The organism is Pseudomonas sp. ok266, assembly GCF_900110195.1.
Taxonomy (GTDB): Bacteria; Pseudomonadota; Gammaproteobacteria; order Pseudomonadales; family Pseudomonadaceae; genus Aquipseudomonas; species Aquipseudomonas neuropathica.
The window spans coordinates 249,972-274,325 of the sequence record NZ_FOCU01000010.1 but is presented as its reverse complement, the minus strand read 5'-3'; the positions used below and the strand labels follow the sequence as shown (position 1 = coordinate 274,325).

The 24,354-nt window shown below is 58.0% G+C and carries 23 protein-coding genes and 1 pseudogene; 11 read left to right on the top strand and 13 right to left on the bottom strand.

The window, feature by feature from the left end:
• Positions 1–56: 56 nt before the first annotated feature.
• The 4 genes from BMY54_RS20195 to BMY54_RS20180 all read left to right on the top strand — a co-directional run bounded on the left by BMY54_RS20195 (position 57) and on the right by BMY54_RS20180 (position 4,061).
• Positions 57–1,025: a LysR family transcriptional regulator gene (locus tag BMY54_RS20195; protein WP_007914118.1), complete on the top strand. Its 969-nt coding sequence runs from the start codon at positions 57–59 to the stop codon at positions 1,023–1,025.
• Between the two features lie 411 nt (positions 1,026–1,436).
• Positions 1,437–1,811 carry a DUF6124 family protein gene (locus BMY54_RS20190; protein ID WP_093436220.1) on the top strand — a complete coding sequence of 125 codons (375 nt, stop codon included), beginning with the start codon at positions 1,437–1,439 and terminating at the stop codon, positions 1,809–1,811.
• Between the two features lie 617 nt (positions 1,812–2,428).
• Positions 2,429–3,403, top strand: coding sequence for a 2-hydroxyacid dehydrogenase (locus tag BMY54_RS20185; protein ID WP_093436215.1), 975 nt, complete (start codon positions 2,429–2,431; stop codon positions 3,401–3,403).
• Positions 3,404–3,551: 148 nt separating this feature from the next.
• Positions 3,552–4,061, top strand: coding sequence for a DUF2165 family protein (locus tag BMY54_RS20180; RefSeq protein WP_093436210.1), 510 nt, complete (start codon positions 3,552–3,554; stop codon positions 4,059–4,061).
• A 19-nt stretch (positions 4,062–4,080) separates the two neighbouring features.
• Here BMY54_RS20180 and BMY54_RS20175 read toward each other — a convergent pair whose 3' ends face one another.
• Positions 4,081–4,983, bottom strand: a complete 903-nt coding sequence (locus BMY54_RS20175) for a DMT family transporter (RefSeq protein WP_093436207.1) — start codon at positions 4,981–4,983, stop codon at positions 4,081–4,083.
• Positions 4,984–5,122: 139 nt separating this feature from the next.
• Here BMY54_RS20175 and BMY54_RS20170 point away from each other — a divergent pair, with 139 nt between their 5' ends.
• Positions 5,123–5,998: an AraC family transcriptional regulator gene (locus tag BMY54_RS20170; protein ID WP_093436205.1), complete on the top strand. Its 876-nt coding sequence runs from the start codon at positions 5,123–5,125 to the stop codon at positions 5,996–5,998.
• A gap of 12 nt (positions 5,999–6,010) precedes the next feature.
• Here the strand turns inward: BMY54_RS20170 and BMY54_RS20165 are convergent, their stop codons facing one another.
• From BMY54_RS20165 to BMY54_RS20135, 7 genes are all read right to left on the bottom strand, one after another.
• Positions 6,011–6,592: a hypothetical protein gene (locus BMY54_RS20165; protein ID WP_093436202.1), complete on the bottom strand. Its 582-nt coding sequence runs from the start codon at positions 6,590–6,592 to the stop codon at positions 6,011–6,013.
• Positions 6,593–6,718: 126 nt separating this feature from the next.
• The gene (locus BMY54_RS20160) at positions 6,719–9,148 is read right to left on the bottom strand and encodes a TonB-dependent siderophore receptor (RefSeq protein ID WP_093436199.1); all 2,430 of its coding nucleotides are present in this window, start codon (positions 9,146–9,148) and stop codon (positions 6,719–6,721) included.
• A gap of 206 nt (positions 9,149–9,354) precedes the next feature.
• The gene (locus tag BMY54_RS20155) at positions 9,355–10,344 is read right to left on the bottom strand and encodes a FecR family protein (protein WP_093436195.1); all 990 of its coding nucleotides are present in this window, start codon (positions 10,342–10,344) and stop codon (positions 9,355–9,357) included.
• Complete coding sequence (locus tag BMY54_RS20150; protein WP_093436192.1) at positions 10,341–10,907, bottom strand: RNA polymerase sigma factor; 567 nt, start codon at positions 10,905–10,907, stop codon at positions 10,341–10,343. Before BMY54_RS20150 ends, BMY54_RS20155 begins: the two co-directional genes overlap by 4 nt.
• A gap of 1 nt (position 10,908) precedes the next feature.
• On the bottom strand, positions 10,909–11,235 hold the full coding sequence (locus BMY54_RS20145) for a DUF3325 domain-containing protein (RefSeq protein WP_093436188.1): 327 nt from the start codon (positions 11,233–11,235) through the stop codon (positions 10,909–10,911).
• Positions 11,235–12,821 (bottom strand): PepSY-associated TM helix domain-containing protein, encoded by a 1,587-nt coding sequence (locus BMY54_RS20140; RefSeq protein WP_093436184.1) that lies wholly within the window; start codon positions 12,819–12,821, stop codon positions 11,235–11,237. Before BMY54_RS20140 ends, BMY54_RS20145 begins: the two co-directional genes overlap by 1 nt.
• Entirely contained in the window at positions 12,818–13,123 is a 306-nt protein-coding gene (locus BMY54_RS20135) for a DUF3649 domain-containing protein (protein WP_016986986.1), read from the bottom strand. Before BMY54_RS20135 ends, BMY54_RS20140 begins: the two co-directional genes overlap by 4 nt.
• A gap of 190 nt (positions 13,124–13,313) precedes the next feature.
• Here BMY54_RS20135 and BMY54_RS20130 point away from each other — a divergent pair, with 190 nt between their 5' ends.
• The 3 genes from BMY54_RS20130 to fecA all read left to right on the top strand — a co-directional run bounded on the left by BMY54_RS20130 (position 13,314) and on the right by fecA (position 17,155).
• Positions 13,314–13,802: a sigma-70 family RNA polymerase sigma factor gene (locus BMY54_RS20130; RefSeq protein WP_093436181.1), complete on the top strand. Its 489-nt coding sequence runs from the start codon at positions 13,314–13,316 to the stop codon at positions 13,800–13,802.
• Positions 13,799–14,731 (top strand): DUF4880 domain-containing protein, encoded by a 933-nt coding sequence (locus tag BMY54_RS20125; RefSeq protein ID WP_093436178.1) that lies wholly within the window; start codon positions 13,799–13,801, stop codon positions 14,729–14,731. The genes BMY54_RS20130 and BMY54_RS20125 overlap by 4 nt, the downstream gene beginning before the upstream one ends.
• Before the next feature lie 90 nt (positions 14,732–14,821).
• A complete protein-coding gene (gene fecA / locus BMY54_RS20120) occupies positions 14,822–17,155 on the top strand; it encodes a TonB-dependent Fe(3+) dicitrate receptor FecA (protein WP_093436175.1) in 2,334 nt (777 codons plus the stop codon).
• A 285-nt stretch (positions 17,156–17,440) separates the two neighbouring features.
• Here the strand turns inward: fecA and BMY54_RS20115 are convergent, their stop codons facing one another.
• Positions 17,441–17,845 (bottom strand): HPF/RaiA family ribosome-associated protein, encoded by a 405-nt coding sequence (locus BMY54_RS20115; protein WP_034154535.1) that lies wholly within the window; start codon positions 17,843–17,845, stop codon positions 17,441–17,443.
• 200 nt (positions 17,846–18,045) lie between these two features.
• Complete coding sequence (locus tag BMY54_RS20110) at positions 18,046–18,993, bottom strand: LysR substrate-binding domain-containing protein (RefSeq protein ID WP_093436172.1); 948 nt, start codon at positions 18,991–18,993, stop codon at positions 18,046–18,048.
• 135 nt (positions 18,994–19,128) lie between these two features.
• Here BMY54_RS20110 and BMY54_RS20105 point away from each other — a divergent pair, with 135 nt between their 5' ends.
• From BMY54_RS20105 to BMY54_RS20095, 3 genes are all read left to right on the top strand, one after another.
• On the top strand, positions 19,129–20,505 hold the full coding sequence (locus tag BMY54_RS20105) for an L-serine ammonia-lyase (RefSeq protein ID WP_093436168.1): 1,377 nt from the start codon (positions 19,129–19,131) through the stop codon (positions 20,503–20,505).
• A gap of 86 nt (positions 20,506–20,591) precedes the next feature.
• Positions 20,592–21,893 (top strand): serine/threonine transporter, encoded by a 1,302-nt coding sequence (locus BMY54_RS20100; protein ID WP_093436166.1) that lies wholly within the window; start codon positions 20,592–20,594, stop codon positions 21,891–21,893.
• Between the two features lie 303 nt (positions 21,894–22,196).
• Positions 22,197–22,514 carry a DUF3509 domain-containing protein gene (locus BMY54_RS20095; RefSeq protein ID WP_093436161.1) on the top strand — a complete coding sequence of 106 codons (318 nt, stop codon included), beginning with the start codon at positions 22,197–22,199 and terminating at the stop codon, positions 22,512–22,514.
• Here the strand turns inward: BMY54_RS20095 and BMY54_RS20090 are convergent.
• The 3 genes and pseudogenes from BMY54_RS20090 to BMY54_RS20080 all read right to left on the bottom strand — a co-directional run.
• Positions 22,511–22,774, bottom strand: a pseudogene (locus tag BMY54_RS20090) (phosphate-starvation-inducible PsiE family protein); the annotation flags it as partial. The gene BMY54_RS20095 and the pseudogene BMY54_RS20090 overlap by 4 nt on opposite strands.
• Positions 22,775–23,002: 228 nt before the next feature.
• Positions 23,003–23,398: a hypothetical protein gene (locus tag BMY54_RS20085; protein ID WP_093436156.1), complete on the bottom strand. Its 396-nt coding sequence runs from the start codon at positions 23,396–23,398 to the stop codon at positions 23,003–23,005.
• Positions 23,391–24,182, bottom strand: coding sequence for a hypothetical protein (locus BMY54_RS20080; RefSeq protein WP_093436152.1), 792 nt, complete (start codon positions 24,180–24,182; stop codon positions 23,391–23,393). The genes BMY54_RS20085 and BMY54_RS20080 overlap by 8 nt, the downstream gene beginning before the upstream one ends.
• Positions 24,183–24,354 lie beyond the last annotated feature (172 nt).

Sequence of the window (24,354 nt, the reverse complement as noted above, 5' to 3'; positions counted from 1 at the left end):
GGTCTCAGCCCCCGAAACTTCGTGTCACAATTTGCCATCTCCCTTGAGAGCACCCCATGGACACTTTGCAAAACATGCGCGCCTTCAGTTGTGTCGCCGAAGCCGGCAGCTTCACTGCCGCCGCCGTGCAACTCGACACCACCACCGCCAACGTCTCGCGCGCGGTCTCCAACCTGGAAGCCCACCTGCAAACCCGTTTGCTCAACCGCACCACGCGGCGCATCGCCCTCACCGAAGCGGGCAAACGCTACCTGCTGCGCTGCGAACAGATCCTCGCTTACGTCGAAGAGGCCGAAGCCGAAGCCAGTGACGCCCACGCGCGCCCGGCCGGGCAATTGAAAGTGCACACCATGACCGGCATCGGTCAGCACTTCGTCATCGACGCCATTGCCCGCTACCGCAAAACCCACCCGGACGTGACCTTCGACCTGACCCTGGCCAACCGCGTGCCGGACCTGCTCGACGAGGGCTACGACGTGTCCATCGTGCTCGCCAGCGAACTGCCGGATTCGGGTTTCGTCTCGCAACGGCTGGGCATCACCTACAGCATCGTCTGCGCTTCGCCGGCCTATGTGAAAGCCAACGGCGCCGCGCAAAAGCCCAGCGACCTGCTCAACCACGCCTGCCTGCGCCTGGTCAGCCCGGTAATCCCCCTGGAAAAATGGGCTTTCGACGGCCCGGAAGGCCAGGAAATGGTCACCATCAACAGCTCGCCGTTTCTGGTGAACTCCGCCGACGCCATGAAAACCGCGATCACCAGCGGCATGGGCGTGGGCGTGTTGCCGGTGTATGCGGCGATCGAAGGCTTGCGCAACGGCACACTGGTGCGGGTCATGCCGAACTACCGCTCGCAAGAGCTGAACCTGTATGCGATCTATCCGTCGCGGCAATATCTGGATGCGAAGATCAAGACGTGGGTTGAGTATCTGCGCGGGTCGTTGCCGGAAATTCTCGCGGCGCATCAAGCCGAATTGGCCGCCTACGAACTCAGCGGCAGCCTCGCCGGCGCGCGTGTCGCCAACTGATTTGTAAACACAATGCGTCTTCTGTAGGAGCTGCCGCAGGCTGCGATCTTTTGATCTTGATGTTTAAAAATCAACAGATCGCAGCCTACGGCAGCTCCTACAGAACGGGGATTTCGCGGATCTTTCCGACAGGTTTTGCAGGTTGTCCGTCGGAAGTGCGCTGGCTAGGATTTGGGTGTCGCTGACGCATCAGCGACCGGGTCTGGAAAACCCGATTTCAACTACCAAAGCTCATGGCATACTGCGGCGCTTTTTAGCTCGCAATGTTATGGCGGCTGTGCGCGGGAGGCCCTAGGGCCTGCCGGTTTTGGTGAGTTGACCGGTTTTTCCAGTCCGCGCACAGCTGCCACCCTTTCGCCTGGAAAACGAAAAGTGGCAGCTTCAACTCAACTTGCCACGAGTATGTTTCCTATGTTCAAACCAACGCCTAATCCACCCGAAACCGACGACACCACCCCCTACGAATTCCCCGGTTCGAAGAAATTCCACGAAGCCGCCGAGCGCGCCCTCGACCACTACCTCAAACCCAACGCACTCACCCTGCGCTTTCATAAACCCAGCACCATGTTCCAGGTCGCCCCCGAACAGGACAGCGAAAGCCTGCTGGTTCACGCCTGCGAATCCCTGGCCCAGGCCAGCCTGATGACCAGCGACATCGCCGCCTACATCGACCTGCCGCAACGACGGACGATTCTGGCGATTCAGCAGATCATCATGCTTGCCGAACTGGCGGTGAACCGCGTGCTGGATAACCACGAAATCTCCCAATCCCCGGCACACAGCTAAAAGCCCCTCACCCTAACCCTCTCCCGGAGGGAGAGGGGACTGACTGTGGTGTATGGCAGAGTTACGCCGACGTGAAATACCGAGTCGAACTCAGACTTTGAAAAGCCCAAAAATCGGCTCCCTCTCCCTCGGGAGAGGGCTGGGGTGAGGGGCAGCAAACAACGCAAATCAAAAGCCGAACACCCGTGCTCTTCACCACTCAACAGGATGAGCGTTAGCTCGGCTGCAGCTCTTGATCTGTAAGGCGACGTCGGAAGGCTGAGTGGAGGGATTGATCCGGGCGTGGGAGCGCAGCGACCGTTTGGCGCAGCCAAACACAGCGAGAGGAGGTGCAGCGAAGCAAACCGTAGGCGCTGCGCCCGGATCGATCCCGCAGCGAAGGAACCCCGAGCCCCAGCGAGCGGGCCGCACGTAGGAGCAAGCGTTTTTTGCTTACTTTTTTAGGCGCTTGTAAAAAAGTGAGTCGCCGTAAGGGCGAAACCGCCAGCCGCAGCCCCCGAAGCAACGGATATACACCCAAAAACCCCAAGAACATGGTCGGCCCAAAGGCCGCCAAGACACCCCAAAACAAAAATGTTAGCGTGCTTGGTATCAAGCCCGAACAAGAGCCAAAAACGATGAAAAAAACTGTCCTGGCCTTCAGCCGCATCACCCCGCCCATGATCGAACGCCTGCAACAAGAATTCGACGTCATCGTCCCCAATCCAAAAGCCGGCGACATCAACGCCCAATTCAACGAAGCCCTGCCCCACGCCCACGGCCTCATCGGCGTCGGCCGCAAACTCGGCCGCGCACAACTGGAAAACGCCACAAAACTGGAAGTGGTCTCAAGCGTCTCCGTCGGCTACGACAACTACGACCTCGCCTACTTCAACGAACGCGGGATCATGCTCACCAACACCCCCGACGTGCTCACCGAAAGCACCGCCGACCTCGCCTTCGCCCTGATCATGAGCAGCGCCCGCCGCGTCGCCGAACTCGACGCCTGGACCAAGGCCGGCCAATGGCAAGCCAGCGTCGGCGCGCCACTGTTCGGCTGTGACGTCCACGGCAAAACCCTCGGCATCGTCGGCATGGGCAACATCGGCGCCGCCGTCGCCCGCCGTGGCCACTTCGGTTTCAACATGCCGATTATCTACAGTGGCAACAGCCGCAAAACCGAACTGGAAGAACAACTCGGCGCGCAATTTCGCAGCCTCGATCAACTGCTCGCCGAGGCCGATTTCGTCTGCCTGGTAGTGCCGCTCAGCGACAAGACCCGCCACCTCATCAGCCATCGCGAACTGGCCTTGATGAAACCCGACGCGATTCTGGTCAACATCTCCCGTGGCCAGGTCGTCGATGAACCGGCGTTAATCGAAGCCCTGCAAAACAAGCGTATTCGTGGCGCTGGTCTCGACGTCTACGAAAAAGAACCGCTGGCCGAATCGCCGCTGTTCCAGTTGAGTAACGCCGTGACCCTGCCGCACATCGGCTCGGCGACGAATGAAACCCGCGAAGCCATGGCCAATCGCGCCCTCGCCAACCTGCGCAGCGCCCTGCTCGGCGAACGCCCGCAGGATCTGGTCAACCCGCAAGTCTGGCGCGGATAAAAAAATATGGGCAAGTGCAACATCGCACTTGCCCGTTAGTTATTGCCATACACAACTTGAAATTGAACAACAAACCAATTCAAACAACAGCGTTATAAGCTCTGCCTAGCAGCCGAATAATCGACAAGCGCTATGGAGAGCAAAAACCTTGAACACCCTGACCACCGACAAACTTATCCGTTACAGCAAAGTTATATTGATGGCCTACATCAGTTTCTTTGGCCTGCTGGTGATGATCCACAACTTCACCGACTATGACTCAAACTACACTTACGTGGCCCATATCCTGAGCATGGACACCACCACTGCCAGCGAAACCATCAAGTATCGGGCCATCGAGTCGCCGATGATTCATCACCGGATTTACTGGTTCATCATTACTTTGGAAGTCACCTACACCGTGCTATGCCTGATGGGTACCTATCAGTTGTTGCGCCATATCAATGCCCCTGCCGAGGTATTCCATGAGGCAAAGAAGTTCTCGATCATGGGCATACTCGCGGCCATTTTCATTTATTACGTGTGCTTGCAAACCGTGGGTGTGGAATGGTTCGACATGGACACTTCGCAATCATGGAATGCCAAGGACTGGGCACGGCATATTGTTGACTTCATATTCCCGGTGATGATTTACATCACCTTGAAAGTCGAGCGCTGACGTTCAGCGCTCGTTTATTTCAAGCCAACTTTCCCTGTACTGGCGGCACCACTGCTTTCGGTTTACGAAACACCAGCACATTGCCCAGCATCACTAACACCAGACCGACCAGCGCCGGCGCTGTCCATTGGTACCCTTCAGCAAACGCCGAAACGTTGAGCGCCACCACCGGAAACAGCACCGTGCAGTAAGCCGCACGCTCCGGTCCCATGCGCCCGACCAGCGTCAGATACGCAGTGAAACCAATGACGGAACCGGGGATCACCAGATACAGCAGCGCACCGACGTAACGCGGGCTCCAGTCCATGTCGAATGGAATGTCTTTGACCAGGCACCACACCGACAGCATCGCCGCACCATAGGCCATGCCCCAGGCGTTGGTGGTCAGCGGCTTGAGACCGGCCTTCTGCTGCACACTCGAGAGCATGTTGCCCGCCGAGAAACACAAGGTGCCGCACAAGGCCAGGCCGAGTCCCAGCAAGGTTTGCGGGCTGGCGTGATGCCCGGCCAGTTCCGGCCAGAACAACATGCCCAGGCCGAACAGCCCCAGCGCACCGCCCATCAGCACATTGCGCGCGATGCGCTGGCCAAAGAACACCCGCGCATTCAGCGCGTTCCACAGCGTCGCGGTGGAAAACACCACCGCGACCAGACCGCTGGGGATCCACTGACTGGCGGTCAGGAAACACATGAAGTTGACGCAAAACAGGCACAGCCCCTGAGCCACGCAGATCAGATGCCCGCGGCGGTTCATCGGCTGCAAGCGACGGCTGAGCAGCAACAGCGCAAACAGCACCAGCGCGGCGAGCCCGAAGCGATAGACGATCGACACCGGAATCGCCACCACGCCAAGCTGCCATTTCAGGGCAATCCAGGTGGTGCCCCAGATCAGCACGGTCAGCAAATACAACGACAGGTTCATGGCAGACACTCCTCGGTAGGCCTTGAGTGTCCGTCCGGGTCAGGCTTGTGCGCTTGCAGATTCTTGCGCTTTTGTCTGGCGGCAGGCTGGCAGCGCGGTGTCTACGGAGTAGGATGCAAGGCGTTGAAGAGAACCGACCATGGCCGCCATCGATACCCTGCAAGTCTTTCAAGCGTTGAACAGCTCGCCGAACGCACGCCTGGTGCACAGCGCCGAGCTCGGTGACGGCTTGTCTGCCGCTTTGTGGACCAACCACCACGATGCGCAGGATTATGAAGCGCCGAGCCACCACACGTTGTCCTGTTACATCGCCGGTGGCACCGGCACCTTTCGGCGCGATCAACCCGGGCAAAAAGGCGGGCCGGACAAGTTGTGCATCCTGCCGGCCGATCATGAATCGGGCTGGGTGATCAACGGTGATATTCGCTTGGCGCACCTGTATTTCAGCGCCGAACAATTCGCCCTCGGTTGCGTCACGCTGCTCGATCGCGAACCCCGCGAGATGCAGTTGCGCGAGCAGACCTTTCTCGAAGATCCGCAACAGGCGCAACGCTTCCGGCAGTTGCTGACGCTGAATTGGGACGAGCCAGCCGAGCGTCTGCTAACCAGCAGCCTCGCCCATGAGTTGATCAGCCACACTTTGCTCAGTCAGGTCGGCGCGCGTCAGGGTTTGCGATTGAAGGGCGGACTGGCACCACACCAGCGTCGGCAACTGGTGGAGTTCATCGACAACCAGTTGGCCGAGCCGATCAGCCTCGGTCAACTGGCCGGATTGTGTGCGCTGTCGGAATACCACTTTGCGCGGATGTTTCGTACCAGTTTCGGCCTGCCGCCGCATCAATATGTGCTGGCGCGGCGCCTGAGCCGGGCGCGGGAGTTGTTGCGCGGCACGGCGTTGCCGTTGGGTGAGATTGCGCTGGCGTGCGGGTTTGCAAGCGCCAGTCATTTCACTAATCGGTTCAAACAGATTTTGGGAGGAACACCTGGCGAGTATCGACAGGCGTTTTTACGATGACTTATTCCGCAATTACTCAAAGCTCTGCCATCGCCACAGCTCAAACGAATCAATATACGGTGTCCCAAAATAGACCCTATAGTAGATAGAAACACGCGCAATACTCGCTATTTCTTTGTCCAGCAGGGGTACCTGATAATCGATCCACCCGAGCTTGTTTTCGAAGCGTTTCAACACGTTTCCAGATGGTTCGTAAAACTCGATATGCGATACATTCTGGGTCGCAAAAACATCTAATGCAAAGCGCAAACGGTGAACTTTTTCAGGTTTCAGAACAATCCGAAGTTCGGCAGAATCATTTTCATTCTGGTGGTCACCGCTGCATTGAATCCCGGTCCCCTCGAACTGACCCTCCACATAACGCTGATCCGACTCAAACAAAATCGTCGACATAGAAGCGCCGTTTTCGCCACCGAGCGTTTGTAGAGAAAAATGTTCAAGATCCAGACTCGAAAATCTCTCCGGTGAATCAGGCTTCACACCGTTGAAGTCTTCTTTCGCAATGAGCTTTAAAAAATAACCCTCGGCTCCAGCTACATGGTCATTTGACATGGCAATACTCTCTTCCAAAGACATTGAGAAGACAGTACACATTTAAATCCTCCCCAAAGCACCTGTCATAACTGACAGGCACTTAGATCGTTTTACAATTACCATGCAGTAGCTGAGAACGAAAATACCTATAAGGGGCCGCCGAAAAGCGCATTAACTTCACTGTTCTCAAAACTCCAAGGTACTCGACAACGAAACCTGCCGCGCATCCCCCATCGACACAAAGAACCGGCTCGCCGCCGAGGTGTAGTACGTGCGATCAAACAGGTTCTTCACATTCAGCTGAAACTTGACCTTCTGCCCCTCAACCCTGGTGTCGTAAGTGGCAAACGCATCCGCCACGGTATAACTCGGCAGATCAAAATCATTCACCGCGTTACCCGCTCGTTCGCCGACATAACGCGCCCCGGCGCCGACGCGCAATTGATCGCCGCCGATCACACTGCCGAAGTCATACACCGCCGACAACGAACCGGAATTCTTCGCTACGTTCTGCAGGCGCTTGCCTTTGTAGTCCGGGTCTTCGGTCACTTCGGCATCGGTGTAGGCGTAGCTGCCAATCATGCTCCAGTGGTCGCTCAACTGACCGGTCAGGTCCATTTCCAGACCGCGCGAACGCACCTCACCGGCCGCACTGTAAATCGTCGTCGGGCCTTCGGAATTGGCCACCAGCACGTTGCGTTTCTTGATGTCGAACAATGCGATGTTGCCGGTGACACGCCCCGGCATGTCCAGCCGCGCACCCAGCTCCCACGACTTGGCTTCTTCCGGGGCGATGCTGCCGTCGAGCACGGTGCTGCTGCCACTCAGCGGGGCGATGGTCGAGTTGGGTTTGAACGATTCGGTGTAGCTGCCGTAGAACGACAAGGCGTCGGTGTAGCGATACACCAGACCTGCGCGCGGGACGAACTTCTGGCCGTTGCTGTCGGTGTTGGCCTTGAACGGCACGCCTTTGCCGGCGTACTGGTCGTATTCCTGGAAGCGCCCGCCGGCGACCAGAATCCACTGCTCGTTGAGGTGAATCGAGTCCTGCAGGAACACCGAATCGCTGCGCAGTTCATCGGTCTGCGCGCTGTCGGGAGCGCTGACGGTCGTACCGGCGACTTCGCGGCCATACACCGGATTGACGTAGCTGAAGGTGGTCAGACTTTTCTGCCGGATCAAGTCCTCGCGGTAGATCTTGCGGTACTCGTCATCGACGCCGAACACAAGGTCATGCTGCATGCCTAGCACATTGACCTTGCCTTCGAGGCTGGCAGTGGTGAAACGGTCGGTGCTGATCGCGTTCTGGGTGCCGTCCATGCTGCGGGTCAGCGTGCCCTTTTTGGTGTCGATGGCGGTCACGCGGACCTGGCTGGCGTCGTAGGTTTCGCGGTTCCAGCTGTAGCCGAAGTGGGCTTTCCAGTCGTCGTTGATTTCGTGATCGGCTTCAAAGTGATACAGGTCCGAACGGCCTTCCATGTTGTTGAACGGTTCGTCGAGGCGTTCTTTGCGCGAGATGTCCAGCGGATGATTGGTGCGCGGATCGATCAGCGTGCCACGGTCGAACGGCGTGAGAAATTCGCGGTGTTCGTAGGCGAACAACAGCTTGGTGCTCTCGCCGAACCAAGCCAGCGACGGGGCGATCAGGGTTTCACGGTGAGTGCCGAAGTTGCGCCAGTAATCTTCGTCTTCGTGGTCGAGCACCATGCGATAGGCCAGCCCGGAATCGCCCAACGGGCCGGTGCTGTCGAAGGTGCCACCGCTGCCGTTCTTGCCGTCACCGTAAGTCGAACCGCGCAAGGTCAGCGCATTGTATTGAGTAAGTTCAGGCTTCTTGCTGACCAGGTTGACCACGCCACCCGGGTCTTGAATCCCGTAGAGCAACGAGGCCGGGCCTTTGAGCACTTCAACCCGATCGACCGTGGCGTTCATGCCACGGCCCTGCACGATCGGCATGCCGTCGCGCATGATCGAGCCATTACGGTTGTCACCGAAACCGCGCGTCATCACCGAGTCCTGAGTGCTACCCAAAGTATTGCCCTGGGTGATGCCACTGACGTTGGCCAGTGCGTCATCCAGATTGCGCGGCGCCTGATCGCGGATGACTTGCGCCGGGATGACATTGACGGTTTGCGGGACTTCCTGAAGCGAAGCTGAGGAGCGCATCACCGAACTGGTTTCCGGTGGCTGGTAGCTCATCGATTCATCGCGGGTCGAGGTGATGGTCGTGGCGCCGAGATTCAGCGCACCTTCAGTAGGCTGAGGCTCCAGCGCCAGCGTGTGGCTATCGGTGCGGCGGAAGTTGAGGCCGGAGCCGCTGAGCAGACGTTGCAGTGCCTGTTCGGCACTCATCTGGCCATTGACGGCCGGAGCTGTCAGGCCGTAGGGCGCTTCGTCGGTGTAGACCACGCTTTGCCCGGTGACGCGGCTGAAGTCGCTCAAGGCTTGCGGCAGCGGTTTGGCGGCCAGGGAAAAGTTGAACTGCTTTTGCGCCTGACTGCTGGTGGTTTCAGCGGCGAGCGCGACGCTCAGCGGCAACAGCGCCAATGCCGAAAAGCTCAGTGCCGAAACGCTTAACCACTGTTTGACCGAACCCGATTTTGCCCTGGACTTCATTGCTCAATGACCTGTGTAGAACCGCAACGGATGCGAATGACTCGCAGTTTCAGTCACTACACGGATGGGGCTGAGGTTTACCTCACCAACATTTGAAAATTATTTTTTGTGGTGTTCGATCGGGCTCCATCGCGAGCAGGCTCACTCCTACATTTGGAATGCGTTCCCCTGTGGGAGCGAGCCTGCTCGCGAAGAGGCCAGCAGCCTCAACGCAAAATAATCAGATGACCCAACACCTGATGCTGCTCAAACCCCATCACCCCTTGCAGCGAACTCAACACGGCCTGCGGATCCTTGCTCGGAAAACTGCCACTGACCTTGCGCGCCGCCAGCTCATCGTTGAGCAACACAATCCGCCCGGGGTAATAACGGCGCAAATCCTCCACCACATCAGCCAGTGTCGACTTGTAATAAGTCAGCCAGCCCTGACGCCAGGCCAACTGCGTCTCACTGTCCACCGTATGCAGTTTTTCTGCCGTACCGTCACCGTAAGCGACCTGCTGCCCGGCCGTAAGAATTTGCTGCTCAGCATCACGATCCGCCGTCACACCAACGCGCCCCGACAACACCGTAACCTGCGCACCGTGAGGTTGCAGGCGCACTTCGAATTGCGTGCCGAGCACCCGCGCCTCACCCTGCTCCGCCGCAACCACAAACGGATCCCCCGTATGTGTGACGCTGAAGAAACCGGCACCACGACGCAATTGCACATGCCGCTCGCCATGACTGAAATCCACGGCAATCGCACTGTCGCCATCCAGCGTCACTTGCGATTGATCGGCCAGTGTCACCGTGCGGATCTCACCGGGTGCCGAGACATAATCGGCGCCCAGGTCATCGATCCAGCGCTGCGGCTGCCACCCGGTGCCGAGGCTGACCATCAGCAACAGACACGCGGCCATCGCCAGCGCGCCCGACCAGCGCAAAACGGGCGAACGACGCGGGCGGTCCATCGCATGAAGGTACCCCTGCAACGCGAAGGCTTCTTCATCGGCCAATGTTCGCGCCGGGCCTTCACTCAACTCCCACACAACCTGAGCCTGTGCGTAAGCTTCGGCGTGCGCCGGATCGGCCCGCAGCCATTGGCTGAAGGTCAGTTGATCGCCGGCACTCGGCCGATCATGCAGCAGGCTCAACCAGGCAAACGCGGCCTGCTCTTGCGCGGGCGTGGGGATAACGGAATCGGCGGGCTTCACGGTGCTTTCCCTGGCAGGCGTGGCGCGGGTTCGCGCAGGCTGGCCTTGCAGGCCTCGAGGGCGCGCATCATATGTTTTTCCACGGCACTTTGGGACAGGCCCATGGCTTTGGCGATTTCCGCATACTTGCGGCCGTGAATGCGATTGAGCAAAAAGATTTGCCGGGTGCGCTCGGGCAAGGCGCGCAACGCCGCTTCGACATGTTTCAGATCATTGCCCGCTTCCAGCGCCGCTTGCGGTTCGCTGCCGTGGCTGTGCGGCTCGTCCGGTTGCCAGCCTTCGTTGACCCGCGTGCGCGTGCCTTCGCTGCGCAGATGATCGATGGCGATGTTGCCGGCGCAGCGCAACAGATAGGTACTGAGCTCTTCGACCTGCACCAGCGGCCGCCGCCAGAAACGCAGAAACAGATCCTGCACCAGGTCCGCCGCCGTCGCCCGACAACCGACGCGCCGGTTCACCAGCGCTTCCATTTGCGAACGCTGGGACAGGAACACCTGAAGAAAATGCGCACGCGCCCCACGCGGCTCGTCGTCGCGGGATTCCGGCGGCAGACCGATCAGCACTTCAGCACTGCGCCCATGCGGCGACCGGGCTGGCCAGCAGACTGACCCCGGCCAGCGCCAATACGAAACGCGGGCGATACGGCAGCAACAAGACCAACGCCAAGGCGCTGAGCATCAGCACGGCGAACCAGTCGACCAGGCCGAAGCTCCAGCCGTTGGCCTTCACCGCCGCCCAAAGCGACAAACACAGCAATAACCATCCGCCGACTTTCAGGCCCTGACGGCGACGTGTGGACGGTTTGTGACCGAGCAATTCATCGTGGTGGCGAGGCATCGACAGGCACAACGCGGTGAATCCGGTGTAGGTGAGCAACAAGGGCAAGAGCATCAGTTCGCCCCTTGTTCAAGGGTGATCGGCCGGGCCTGTTCGCGGCGGGGCTTTTTAATGCTGACGGTGCTGCCGGCACGCTGCATTTTCCACGCGGCCCAAGCCAGGAAGAAACCGGTTGCGAGGCACGTCAGATCAAACCCGGCTAACGCCCAATCACCCTGCATCAGGCTGACGGCGAGATTCCACGGGGTGGTCAGCGCATTGACCAGCGGCACCGCGACAAACAGGGCGGCGCTCAGGGTGAGTTGCTCAACCCAGGCCTTTCGTCCCGGACGCAGCAGCGCGTGCAGCACACTCAAAGCCCAAGCGATAAAGAACGCATTCACCTCCCAATCTGCGCGCTCGGCAAAGCTCACTGACAACAGTCGATTAGCCAGGAAAAATACAGCCACCGCCGCAACCAAGCCGGCCATGCTGGCGATGTTCAGCACTTCAACCAACCGCAGCTCGAACGGCATCAGGCCGCTCTTGGCGTGTTTGAGTTGACGCTTGCCCAACCAGATCACCAGCCCGGTGCCGATCATCGCCGTGCCGGCCAATCCGCAAATGAAATACAGCCAACGCAGGAGCGGCCCGGCGAAGTGGCCCATGTGCAAGCCATAGAACGCACCACCCACCGCCATCGCCATTGGCTGCTCCGGTGTGCTGCCGAGCATTTGCCCGGTCACCCCGTTGAAGGTCACGGCGCGGCCGAAATCATGCACCACACGGTCGCCCGCACGGGACAGCACCACCGTGGCATTGGCGTCCCCCGGATTGCTCACTGACAGACGCGCCGTATGGCCGCCCGACCATTGCTCGCTGGCCTTGCTCAACAGCGGCGCCATGGCCGCCAACGGTGCCGCGCTGTCGGCGCGTTCGGGCGTTTTCGAGGCGGGGAAAACTTCGTCATAAAACGTGCGCACGTCACTGCCGTACGACGCGACGATGCTCGCCGGCATGACCATCGACATGAAAATCACCAGGCTGCTGTAGGTGATCATCAAATGAAACGGCAACACCAGCACACCCACCGCGTTATGCCCGTCGAGCCAGGAGCGCTGCCCCTTGCGCGGGCGGAAGGTGAAGAAGTCCTTGAAGATTTTCTTGTGGGTGATGATCCCGGTGATCAGCGTAACGAACATCACCATCGCGGCAATCGTCGCCAGCCAGCGGCCCCACGGATAGGGCATTTGCAACTGGAAGTGGAAGCGATAGAAGAACTCGCCGCCCATGCTGTCGCGGCCCTGCACTTCGGCGCCGGTTTGCGCGTCGAGGGATTTCGACTCGAAGCGCCCGCGCTCACCGGGATTGGCCGGCACTGGCTGCCAGCGCACGGTCAGGCCGGGATCTCGGGCATCAGGCAAATCGATCAGCCAGCGTGAGGCGCCGGCCGCGTGTTGCTGCAGATAATCCTGGGCCAGCGTCAGGCTCGTCTCGGCACTCACCGATCGCGCGGGGATTTCCGGCTGCATCCAGTGGCTGATCTCATCTTTGAAATAGGCCAGCGTCCCGGTCAGGAAAATCGCGAACAGCAACCAGCCGAACAGCAGTCCGGCCCAGGTGTGCAGCCAGGCCATCGCCTGACGAAAGCCCTCTTTCATGCCAGGCCCAATCCACGTGCTGCGCCAGAGATGGTCGCCAGAATCACGCTTGGCACCAGCAAACCGACCCAGGCCGACCACGCCGTACGACAGGCGAAACACCAGAGCACCGCCACCAGATAGACCAGAAAGGAAATGGTCATGCCGGTCACCACCGCTTCGGCGCGGCTCAACGGCAGCCACAGCGTCAGGGTGACACTGGCCAGCGCCGCGACGAGATAGCCGCCAAACACCGCCGCCAACACCCGTGAGGTGACGGCCAGACGATAAGACATGGGAAGTGTGGCGAGCTTGCCTTTCATGTTTCGACCCTGAAACGAAAAACGTCCGGCCGATCAGCCGAACCTACAGGCGAGCAATATTAATGATAAATATTCTCATACGCAAAAGCATCTGATTGCCGGTTGAGCGTTTCGCCCCTTACAATGCGAACAGTTCTTGTTCTCTAACGCATACTCTCTACCGCGCCACCAAGCGCCCGGAGTAATACCGTTGTCGTCCGCCCATCCCGTCGAATCGCTCTATCAGGCCCATCACGGCTGGCTCACCGGCTGGCTGCGGCGCAGACTCGGCTGCCCGGACAGCGCAGCGGATCTGGCGCAGGACACGTTTATCAAGGTGCTGACCGCCCGCGAACCGCCGATGATCATCGAGCCACGCGCGTTTCTGACGACGTTGGCCAAGCGCGTTCTGTTCAATCATTACCGCCGTCAGGATGTCGAACGCGCTTACCTCGACACCTTGGCGCAGATGCCGGACATGGTCGCGCCGTCGGAAGAAGACAAGGCGATCATCTTGCAAACCCTGATGGAGCTGGATGAATTGCTCGACGGTTTGCCGCGTCAGGTCAAACGCGCCTTTTTGCTGGCGCAGGTCGATGGCCTGACGTATCCACAGATCGCCGCTGAACTCGACATCTCTGTGGCCACGGTCAAACGTCACCTGAACAAAGCTGCCATGCGCTGCTACTTCGCCCTATGAACCGCGCGCCGGATTTCTCCTCGCAAGTGGCTGAGCAGGCCGTGCATTGGCTGATGGAAATGCAGCAGGGCACGCTCTCCCCGCGCCAGCAACAGGCCTGGCAACAATGGCTGGAGGCACACAGCGAACACCGCCGGGCGTGGGAGCATATTCAGCGGGTCAATCAGCGTCTGCGCGGTGTGTCGTCGCCGCTGGCACACGCGGCGTTGAACGGGCCGAAGTCCGGCAGTCGTCGTCAGGCACTGAAACTTTTGCTGATTCTTGGCGCGGGTTCAGCCGTCACGTGGGGCATGCGCGAGCACAATCCTGTGCCGTCGCTGCTCGCTGATTACCGCAGCCCGCTGGGGCAGCGACGCAAAATTTCCCTGGGTGGCGGTGATAAGTTGCAACTCAATACCGCCAGTGCCGTGGACGTCGACGGTGCGCAGCGATTGATCCGCTTGCTCGAAGGCGAAATCCTCCTGACGGCCGCGCAATCTTTCGAAGTGCGCACGGCTCAGGGCCTTCTGAAAACCCAAGGCGCGCGCCTCAATGTGCGTCAGTTTGCCGATCGCACGCAGATTGCGCTGTTCGAAGGTCGCGTCGAACTGATCGGTAATGGACGCGCGCCGATGTTGCTGCCGGTCGCGCGTCAGCTCAGTTTCACCTCGGCATCGGTCAGCGAGGCCAAACCGCTGGAAGCCAACAGCGGCGCCTGGGCCGACGGCATGCTGGTGGCCGCGCATATGCGTCTCGGCGACTTCCTCGATGAACTCGGCCGCTATCGTCGCGGCCAGCTCAATTGCGACCGGAACGTTGCCGACCTGTTGATTTCCGGAACTTACCCGCTGGACGACAGCGAGCGGATTCTTGATCTGCTGGAAATCAGTTTGCCGGTGAAGGTGAGGCGCTTTACCCGCTACTGGGTGACCGTCGAAGCACGGGTTTGAAAAAACTCAAAAATAAATGAGCCGTTTTTCAGATCTGGCGTGACAGAGAAGGAAAGCCCCCTTGATTCAACCTTCTCAGGATCATCCACCATGCACCCCACCCGCCTCACGCCACTGGCCCGCAGCCTGCGCAATCTCGTCCTCGGCGCCAGTCTGAGTTTCAGCGCCCTGCCCGCCGCACTGGCCGCTGAAGCCAAGGCTTATCACATCGCGCCGTCGTCACTGGAAAACGCCCTCAACCAGTTTGGCCGTGAAGCGGGCGTGCTGATTTCGTTTGGTTCGCAAGTCACCAGCGGCGTGCAAAGCCGTGGCCTGGAAGGCAGTTACACCGTAGAACAAGGTTTGAACGCATTGCTCGAAGGCAGCGGTCTGCAAGCACACACCGAGGGCAATAACGCGTTCAGTCTGCAACCGGTGGCGGATGCCGCGCTAGAGCTGGACACCTCGACTGTCGTCGGCGACTGGCTCGGCGATGCTGCGCAGATCAATGTGTTCGAACATCCCGGTGCGCGCGATGTGATCCGCCGCGAAGAATTCGAGCGTCAGGGCGCGACGCAGGCGCGCGATGTGCTCAACCGCATCCCCGGCGTCAACGCCCCGGAAAACAACGGCACCGGCAGCCATGACATGGCGCTGAACTTCGGCATTCGCGGTTTGAATCCGCGACTGGCTGCCCGCTCGACCGTGTTGATGGATGGTATCCCGGTGCCGTTCGCGCCTTACGGTCAGCCACAACTGTCGTTCGCGCCGATCAGCATGGGCAATATGGATGCCGTGGACGTCGTGCGCGGCGGTGGCGCCGTGCGTTATGGTCCGCAGAACGTCGGCGGCGTGGTCAACTTCGTTACCCGGGCGATTCCTGACGAGCCAACGGTCAAGGGTGGCTTCCAGACGGAAACCAGCCCATCGTCGAGCCACGATGGCTTCAAGACCAGCGCCAACCTGCTGGCCGGCGGCACTAACGCCAATGGCCTCGGCGGTGCGTTGCTCTACTCCGGGACGCGCGGCGGCGACTGGCGCGAACACAGCGACACTGAAATCGACGACCTGATCCTCAAGGGCAAATACCAGCTCGACGAAGCCAATAGCTTCAACGCCATGGCCCAGTATTACGAAGGCAAGGCTGACATGCCCGGCGGTCTGAACGTGGCCGATTACGACGCCGATCCGTATCAATCGACGCGCCCGAAGGACCAGTTCTGGGGCCGCCGCACGATGTTCAATTTCGGCTATCGCTATCAGGAAGATCGCCGCGAATTCACCGCCAACACGTTCTTCACCAAGACCTTGCGCAGCGGTTATCTCGATCAGGGCTCCTTCCTCTCGCTGTCACCGCGCGAGTATTGGGTGCGTGGCCTGGAAACCCGATTCGCCCAAGGTTTCGACCTCGGCCCGACCAGCCATGAAGTCGGCGTCGGCTATCGCTACATCAACGAGGCCGGTCACGAACTGCGCTATCGCACACCGATCAGCAGCAACCAATACCCGACCACCGCCAGCCGCAACGACCGCGACACCCGTGGCGGCACCGAGGCCAATGCGTTCTTCGTCGACGACCGCATCGACATCGGCAAATGGACGATCACCCCGGGCGTGCGCTACGAAATGATCGAATCGCAGCAGACCAACAACCTGACCAACGTCAAATACAAGGGCGACTACAACACCGCACTGCCAGCGTTGAACGTGCTCTATCACCTGACCGACAGCTGGAACCTCTACGCCAACACCGAAGGCTCCTTCGGCAGTGTGCAATACAGCCAGATGCCCAACCGGGTGACCAGCGGCGAAGTAAAACCGGAGAAGGCCCGCACCTGGGAACTCGGCACGCGCTATGACAACGGCGCGTTGCGCGCGGAGATCGGCGCGTTCCTGATCAACTTCGACAACCAGTACGAAAGCAACCAGACCAACGACTCGGTGATCGCCCGTGGCGAAACCCGTCATCAAGGGATCGAAACCAGCGTCAATTACGCGCTGGATGACTTGAGCCCGGCGCTGGCCGGTTTCGATGTCTACGCCACTTACGCTTATGTTGACGCGACTATCCGCGAAGATGGACCGAACAAGGGCAATCGCGTGCCGTTCTCGTCGAAACACAAAGGCACGATTGGTGTGGGTTACAGCGAAGGACCGTGGAAGCTTAATCTCGACAGCAGCTTCCAGAGCGACCAGTTCGCCGACAACGCCAACACCTCGAAGGAAAGCGCCGATGGCAGCACCGGCAAGATCCCCGGTTACATGCTGTTCAGCAGCCGCGCCGGGTATGACTTCGGTCCGCAGTTGTCGGACTTGAATGTGGCGGTGGGCGTGAAGAACATTTTCAACACGCAGTACTTCACGCGCTCGTTTGATGACAACAACAAGGGCAAGTATGTGGGTGAGCCGCGTACGGTTTATGTGCAGACTTCTGTGGCGTTCTGAGGATTGAGAAGCCCCTCACCCTAGCCCTCTCCCTGAGGGAGAGGGGACTGATTTGGGGATGCTTCAGAAATTCATCGACCTGCAAGTGCTTTGTCGAATCCATAATCGACCCGGTCTTTCAGGTCGATGTAACCCGCAACACACCTCGGTCGGCCCCCTCTCCCGGAGGGAGAGGGCTGGGGTGAGGGGCCGCGCTCTTGTGCCTTGCGCAAAAATTCGCCACAAACAAAAACGGGCCTGCATTCGCAGGCCCGTTCTCATTGGGTGGCTTATGAAATCAGCGCATCAACTGTTGATCGCTGCCTGTTCGTTCTCAAGAAATTCTTCCTCCAGCAGAGCGTCATTCGCCTTGCTAAATGGCACCACAGCGGCACGTGGTTTACCTCGCAGTTTGCCGAAAAGATGCTCCAGGGCGTGCTCGAGTTTTTCGGCAGCGCCGTCGATTGCCTGTTCCAGCGAATCGGCCTTGTGGGTCACGGAAATCGGTTGATGGCCTTTTGGCCGCGCTTCCAGTTGGCAGCGCAAGTCATGGGGACCTGGTTTGTCACCGTTCTCGTCGCTCAGGTGGACTTCGACACGGGTCAGGTCTTCTTCATAACGTTCGAGCGTGCTCTCAATGGTTGTACGTACCCACTCCTCCAGTCGTTGACTACTTTGAATATGGTTATCGCTGTTGACTTGGATTTGCATAGTTCATCCCTTATTTCAGCTAGCTCGTGAGAGGCCTTGAGTTGAATTTCCTGACCTCCTGGTTACAACAATCGGCCCGACTGCCGAACATTTCAACCCCTGAAAAAAGATAAATATTCATTCGCAAAAAAAGCCGGACAACCGGGCAAAGCACTGGTAAGGTCGGGAGTTGGGTCGCTTGGCAATGTTGCAAAATTTGCTCACAACTGCCCGTCGTTCAACGGGTGCAAACTGCGAAATATCCCCGCCTCCTCGACCAGCCAATCATGCACCGCACGCACACCCGGATGGCTTAAAGCCCCCGGTGCATAGAGCAACACATAGCGTTTGTGATTAGGCACCGACAGGCCAAACGGCACAATCAACGTCCCTCGCTCCAATTCATCGTTAAGCAAGGTGCGGCGGGCAATCGCCACGCCCATGCCGGCAATCGCCGCTTCGATGGTCAGATGATTGCGATTGAAGGTATGCCCACGCCGTACGTCGGCGCCCTCAAAACCAATCGCGTTCAAATAGAATTCCCATTCCGCGTATTCATAACTGCCACGCCAGGCGGTGATGTCGTGCAGTACCGGGAAATGCACCAGATCCGCCGGTCCGTGCAACGGTGGTCGCCCGCGCAACAGGCTCGGTGCGCACACCGGGAAAATCTGCTCGTCGAGCAAGGCTGTGGATAACAATCCCGGGTAGCTGCCGTCGTTCAAATCGATCGCCAGATCAAAATCGCCTTCGTGCAAGGGCACGCTGCTGTCCTCTGCCACCAAGCGCAACTGAATGTCCGGATAGCGTTGCTGCAGGCGCGGCAAGCGCGGCGTCAGCCACTTGCTGAGAAACGACGGAATCGAGCGCACACGCAAAATCCCGCTGATCATCCCGGCGTCCAGTCGACGTAGTTCGGCATCAATGCTGCCATACGCCTCGTTGACCGTGATAGCCAGCCGCTGCCCCTCCGCACTCAGCTCCACACCACGCGCGCGCCGATGAAACAGACGGAAACCAAGTCGTTCTTCAAGTTGACGAATTTGCTGACTGACCGCCCCCGGGGTGATGTGCAGTTCTTCGGCGCAACGGGTGAACGACAGGTGCCGCGCGGCACAGGAAAACACCTGCAGCCAGACATAGGTCTGCGCATGCAATTGACGGCTCATCGTTTAGTCCTGCTAAAGGCTTACTTAGGAAGTTTCGTTAGTCACGTTGGACCGAGGTAGGCAGTATCGCCGACATTGCGCTTGTCCTACAAAAAATGGCAGCGATTCCTACTCCATTGCTTGTAAGGGTTTAGCATGGCTATCAGTGTTTTCGATCTATTCAAAGTCGGCATCGGCCCGTCCAGTTCCCACACCGTAGGCCCGATGCGCGCCGCCGCGACCTTCGCTCAGGCGCTGATTGATCAACGTTTATTGAACGATGTGCGCCGTGTGGAAATCCGTTTATACGGCTCACTGTCGGCCACCGGCGTCGGGCACGCCACCGACCGCGCAACGGTGATGGGCCTGATGGGCGAATGGCCGGACAGCATCGATCCGGCGACCATCGATCCACGTATCCAGCAACTGCGCGAGACAGGCCAACTGTCCCTCGCCGGTCAGAGAGAAATTGCCTTTGACTGGCAACGTGATCTCCTGCTGCTGGACGAGAGCCTGCCCTACCACCCCAACGCCATGTCCCTGACAGCCTTTGGCGAAACGGCCGAGCTGTTCGAGCAGACCTATTACTCGATTGGCGGCGGTTTCATCATCGAAGCGGCAGAAGCCGAGTCCGGTGTCGCCCCGGCCGGTGACGTGGCGTTGCCGTACGACTTCTCCAGCGCCGCCGAACTGCTATCGCTGTGCAAACAGCACAACCTGCGCGTGTCCGAACTGATGATGGCCAACGAACGCGCGTGGCGCACTGACGCGGAAATCCGCCAGGGCCTGCTGCACATCTGGTCGGTGATGCGCGAATGCGTCGAACAAGGCCTGCGCCACGAGGGGATTCTGCCCGGCGGTCTGAATGTGCCGCGTCGTGCAGCGAAATTGCATCGCAGCTTGTTGGAAATCGGCAAGCCGAACGTGATCAGTTCGACGCTGTCGGCAATGGAGTGGGTCAACCTGTTCGCCCTCGCCGTCAACGAAGAGAACGCCGCCGGCGGGCGCATGGTCACCGCACCGACCAACGGTGCAGCCGGAATCATCCCGGCCGTTCTGCACTACTACATGAAATTCAATCCGGACGCGTCTGACGATGATGTCGTCGCTTTCTTTCTGGGCGCGGCGGCTGTCGGCATTTTGTGTAAGAAAAATGCTTCGATCTCCGGCGCTGAAGTGGGCTGCCAGGGCGAAGTCGGTTCGGCCTGTGCGATGGCCGCTGCTGGCTTGGCCGACGTGCTCGGTGCCACCCCGGAACAACTGGAGAACGCCGCCGAAATCGGCCTGGAACACAACCTTGGCCTGACCTGCGACCCGGTCGGCGGCCTCGTGCAGGTACCGTGCATCGAGCGCAATGCCATCGCCGCCGTGAAAGCGATCAACGCCACGCAAATGGCCCTGCGCGGCGACGGCAAACACTTCATTTCCCTCGACCGGGTGATCCGCACCATGCGCGATACCGGCGCCGACATGCACGACAAATACAAAGAGACTTCACGGGGCGGCCTGGCTGTGAACTGGGTGGAATGCTGAGGCCCATTCCCTGACCGCCCCGGCAGGCCGCACGAAGCCGCCTGCCAACCGTGAGCCCGAGCAAAAATAATAACGAGGCGATACCGATGACCGATGTACGTACACCTGCTGCCGAAAATCCCGCTGTAGACCGCACACGCAATGCAGAAACGGCCCACAAGGGCTGGAACAAATTCGACACCACCTGGATGCTCGGTCTGTACGGCACTGCGATCGGTGCTGGCACCTTGTTCCTGCCGATCAATGCCGGTGTCGGCGGTTTCTGGCCTTTGCTGATTCTCGCCGTACTGGCTTTCCCGATGACGTTTTTTGCCCACCGTGGGCTGACCCGTTTCGTGTTGTCCGGGCGCTCCGGGGACATCACCGAAGTGGTCGAAGAACACTTCGGCATCGGTGCCGGCAAGCTGATCACGCTCCTGTATTTCTTCGCGATCTTCCCGATTCTGCTGGTGTACAGCGTGGCGCTGACCAACACCCTGAGCAGTTTCCTCGAACACCAATTGCACATCGCTCCGCCACCACGGGCGATCCTCTCGCTGGTGTTGATCCTCGGTCTGATGGCGATTGTGCGCTGTGGTCAAAGCGTCATCGTCAAAGCCATGAGCGTGCTGGTTTATCCATTTGTTGCCGCATTGCTGCTACTGGCGCTCAGCCTGATTCCAAACTGGAACGGTGCGTTTTTTGCCAGTGCCCAAGAAGCCATGCCAATGTCCGCTTTCTTCAAGACAATGTGGCTGGCGATTCCGGTGATGGTGTTTTCGTTCAACCATTCGCCGATCATTTCCGCGTTCGCGGTTGAGCAGAAACAACGTTACGGCGAGCAGGCCGAACGCAAAACCAGCGGCATCCTCGCCATGGCTCACGGCATGATGGTCGTCACGGTGATGTTCTTCTGCTTCAGCTGTGTGCTGGCGCTGTCGCCGGCGGATCTGGCAGCGGCCAAGGCGCAGAACATTTCGATCCTGTCGTACCTGGCCAACCACTTCCAGACCCCGGTCATCGCTTACGCTGCGCCGCTGATTGCGCTGGTGGCGATCACCAAATCCTTCCTCGGCCACTACATCGGCGCCAGTGAAGGCTTCCAGGGCATGATCGTGAAAAGCCTGCGCAGCCGAGGCCGGGTGATGTCAGCGAGCTGGCTGAACCGTGCGACCGCCGTGTTCATGATCCTCAGTTGCTGGGCCGTGGCAACGTTCAACCCGAGCATCCTTGGCATGATCGAAACCCTCGGCGGGCCGGTGATTGCCTGCCTGTTGTTCCTGATGCCGATGTACGCCATCCGCCGCGTGCCGGCCTTGCGCCAGTATTCGGGCCAGGTGTCCAACGTGTTTGTGGTGCTGATCGGCCTGATTGCACTGTCAGCGATCATCTACTCGGTTCTGCCCTGAAAACGGGCCATTAAAAAAGGCGAGCCGCGTGGCTCGCCTTTTTAATCCCCGTGTTCATTGTTCGACAATTTTCCCGGCACAGCCCTTGCTACTCCCCTGTGGGAACTGTCGCAGGCTGCGATCTTTTGATCTTCATGATCGAAATCAAAACACCGAAGATCAAAAGATCGCAGCCTCGTTTCACTCGACAGCTCTACATGAAGCAACAAATACAGGCCACGGAATGGCCGATGATCCGGTTGGGCGAACCAACCCGATCACGGCCGGTCAACAACTGCACGTTCAATCAGGCGGTGACGCATCATGGACAATCCTTTTCAGATCATTACCGATGCCTTCGCGCCGGACTATCAGATCAACCTGAGCATTCAAGGCCTGGACGGCAGCATCATGCTGACCCTGTCCAACAGCGGCCGGATCGTGGCCAAGCGCATGATCAGCGCCGAGCAGCGCAACGACCCCGCGCGCCTCAAGCGCCTGGTGCAAAGCATCCAGTTCGGCATTGCCATCGAGCAAGGCCACAGCGCCATGGCAATCCTCGAAGCGATGACCAGCGGCGACGGGCTGACCCCGCCACCGCCACGCGTCATCGGCCAGCCCGGGCAAGCAGCCGGGCTTTAAAGCTCGCCCTTCTCGACTTCCGGATGCTCGCTGGAACCGGCACCAAGTTTGCGCTGCGGTTTCTCGATCTTCACCGAAGGAAATTGTGACTAGGCGTAACGCACCACCAGAATCGAGAACGCCAGCAACAGAATGCCGCCGCACAGGTAGATGATGCCCATGTCCGGCGGATTGTGGTGCGAGACGTTGGAGATCAGCAAACGGGTCAGCGCGGTGATCGCCACGTAGATCAGGAAGCGCACCGGCATGTGGTTGGTCTTGACGACACCGAAATCCTGCGCTGTCACAAAAAAGACATTTTTAAAACCTCACTAAAAGCCGCACCATGCTACCTGAGAGGTGAACGCTTTGGCCCCTAACAGCGCACAGTTTTTTAGCATTATACTAATATCTTATCAATTTTTTAACGTGAAAGCCTCACACCAATAACTCTACAAACAAAAAACCAATGAAAGCCCACCAAGTGCTGGGCTTTCATTTTTGATCAGTCAAGCTCGAAAATACATTACAACAAGAAGGCCTATCACCACAAAATAAAACGGAGAAATAGATTTACTTAAAGCAATCTTCTTGAATGATTTTATTTCACCTTTAAAGCTTGTGGCATTCATATTGAAATCAATATCTTGATCTTTTTTTAATGCAACTACTTCGTAGAGCTTTCGATACAAAGTCTCCTGATGAAGATAGAAAGCATCCAGCCACCAAAACAGAGCTACGGGGACCAAGACAATTGTCAAGTAACTGAAGGTCAATTTATCAGCTCCAATAGCAAGCAAGGCTGCTACAAGCGCAATTGTCCACCCCTTCACCAGAAAGGAGTTTGCCGCCATGCGACTTATAACTCCCTGAACGAATGTTAAGTGTGCGATTTTACTATCCATATATTGCTCCTTGATTTTTCTGAGAGTATAGGAAATCCAGAGGATATTCCGGTTTCTCGCGCCGAAAGTAATCACGCCAGCTTAGCAGCGTTTCATTGTTGATTTGAGTCAAATGCGACAAATCAACATCGTAATTAATTCCTAAACTTTTCTTGAAATCTTCATTACCAGCACGATCCATCGCTTCAGCGGTGAATCGCCTATGTTCACGAAGCTCTCTTTTCCTCAAAAGCTTGGTCATAGCAATTTCGGAATAAATCCACGGTGATTCAGTAGCGCTTGTTCCGTTAATGGATTGGTCAATTTTTATCGAATTCGGTGTATTGACGAAAAACACACACTCACATGCGTCCATCGTTTTTGTTAAAGCTGTAGACAACATCATATGAACATGACTGGTGGACTTATTACGATCATCGTAATTGTAAACCTTACGATCTTTATCGTAGCAGTATTCATCATCAATCATTTTTAGAAGTTTTGCCGAATACCCCCAAATTGATGAGTCAATGAAGCAAGTTAATCCGAAAGTCTCATAAAGCCATCCAGACAGAGCAATAATACTTTCCTCATCACTATGAGAGTGGGACAAAAATATATCAGCGCTTACCAAGGGAAACCATTCTGCTACGATTTTTTCAGCGAAAAGTCCGCCTTTCGGATTTTTGAAAGACTCAAGAGTATCGTTTACCGTTCGCTTGTGCTGATCATGAATTGCTTTTCCATAAGCATAATAATGAGCACAAATACTGAAATCAACATCCAAATTAAAACCAGCGTGCATCTTAAACTCCCTATAAAACTGAATATTTGTAATCCATCCGCTTTGCGTAGCGCAGTATACAGGCCCCCAATGCCTGAAAGCACCCACCACCTGTATGAATATACAGACATAAAATGCCTCTGTCCCTCGTATGCTCCACAAGCCAACGGTTCAGCACTGCGCCCAAGAGCCT

Excerpts from the sequence above, each read along its gene's own strand:
- BMY54_RS20195 (WP_007914118.1), top strand. The coding sequence starts at position 57 with ATGGACACTTTGCAAAACATGCGCGCCTTCAGTTGTGTCGCCGAAGCC.
- BMY54_RS20190 (WP_093436220.1), top strand. The coding sequence starts at position 1,437 with ATGTTCAAACCAACGCCTAATCCACCCGAAACCGACGACACCACCCCC.
- BMY54_RS20185 (WP_093436215.1), top strand. The coding sequence starts at position 2,429 with ATGAAAAAAACTGTCCTGGCCTTCAGCCGCATCACCCCGCCCATGATC.
- BMY54_RS20175 (WP_093436207.1), bottom strand. The coding sequence starts at position 4,983 with ATGAACCTGTCGTTGTATTTGCTGACCGTGCTGATCTGGGGCACCACC.
- BMY54_RS20170 (WP_093436205.1), top strand. The coding sequence starts at position 5,123 with ATGGCCGCCATCGATACCCTGCAAGTCTTTCAAGCGTTGAACAGCTCG.
- BMY54_RS20165 (WP_093436202.1), bottom strand. The coding sequence starts at position 6,592 with ATGTGTACTGTCTTCTCAATGTCTTTGGAAGAGAGTATTGCCATGTCA.
- BMY54_RS20160 (WP_093436199.1), bottom strand. The coding sequence starts at position 9,148 with ATGAAGTCCAGGGCAAAATCGGGTTCGGTCAAACAGTGGTTAAGCGTT.
- BMY54_RS20145 (WP_093436188.1), bottom strand. The coding sequence starts at position 11,235 with ATGCTCTTGCCCTTGTTGCTCACCTACACCGGATTCACCGCGTTGTGC.
- BMY54_RS20140 (WP_093436184.1), bottom strand. The coding sequence starts at position 12,821 with ATGAAAGAGGGCTTTCGTCAGGCGATGGCCTGGCTGCACACCTGGGCC.
- BMY54_RS20135 (WP_016986986.1), bottom strand. The coding sequence starts at position 13,123 with ATGAAAGGCAAGCTCGCCACACTTCCCATGTCTTATCGTCTGGCCGTC.
- BMY54_RS20125 (WP_093436178.1), top strand. The coding sequence starts at position 13,799 with ATGAACCGCGCGCCGGATTTCTCCTCGCAAGTGGCTGAGCAGGCCGTG.
- fecA (WP_093436175.1), top strand. The coding sequence starts at position 14,822 with ATGCACCCCACCCGCCTCACGCCACTGGCCCGCAGCCTGCGCAATCTC.
- BMY54_RS20115 (WP_034154535.1), bottom strand. The coding sequence starts at position 17,845 with ATGCAAATCCAAGTCAACAGCGATAACCATATTCAAAGTAGTCAACGA.
- BMY54_RS20110 (WP_093436172.1), bottom strand. The coding sequence starts at position 18,993 with ATGAGCCGTCAATTGCATGCGCAGACCTATGTCTGGCTGCAGGTGTTT.
- BMY54_RS20105 (WP_093436168.1), top strand. The coding sequence starts at position 19,129 with ATGGCTATCAGTGTTTTCGATCTATTCAAAGTCGGCATCGGCCCGTCC.
- BMY54_RS20100 (WP_093436166.1), top strand. The coding sequence starts at position 20,592 with ATGACCGATGTACGTACACCTGCTGCCGAAAATCCCGCTGTAGACCGC.
- BMY54_RS20095 (WP_093436161.1), top strand. The coding sequence starts at position 22,197 with ATGGACAATCCTTTTCAGATCATTACCGATGCCTTCGCGCCGGACTAT.
- BMY54_RS20085 (WP_093436156.1), bottom strand. The coding sequence starts at position 23,398 with ATGGATAGTAAAATCGCACACTTAACATTCGTTCAGGGAGTTATAAGT.
- BMY54_RS20080 (WP_093436152.1), bottom strand. The coding sequence starts at position 24,182 with ATGCACGCTGGTTTTAATTTGGATGTTGATTTCAGTATTTGTGCTCAT.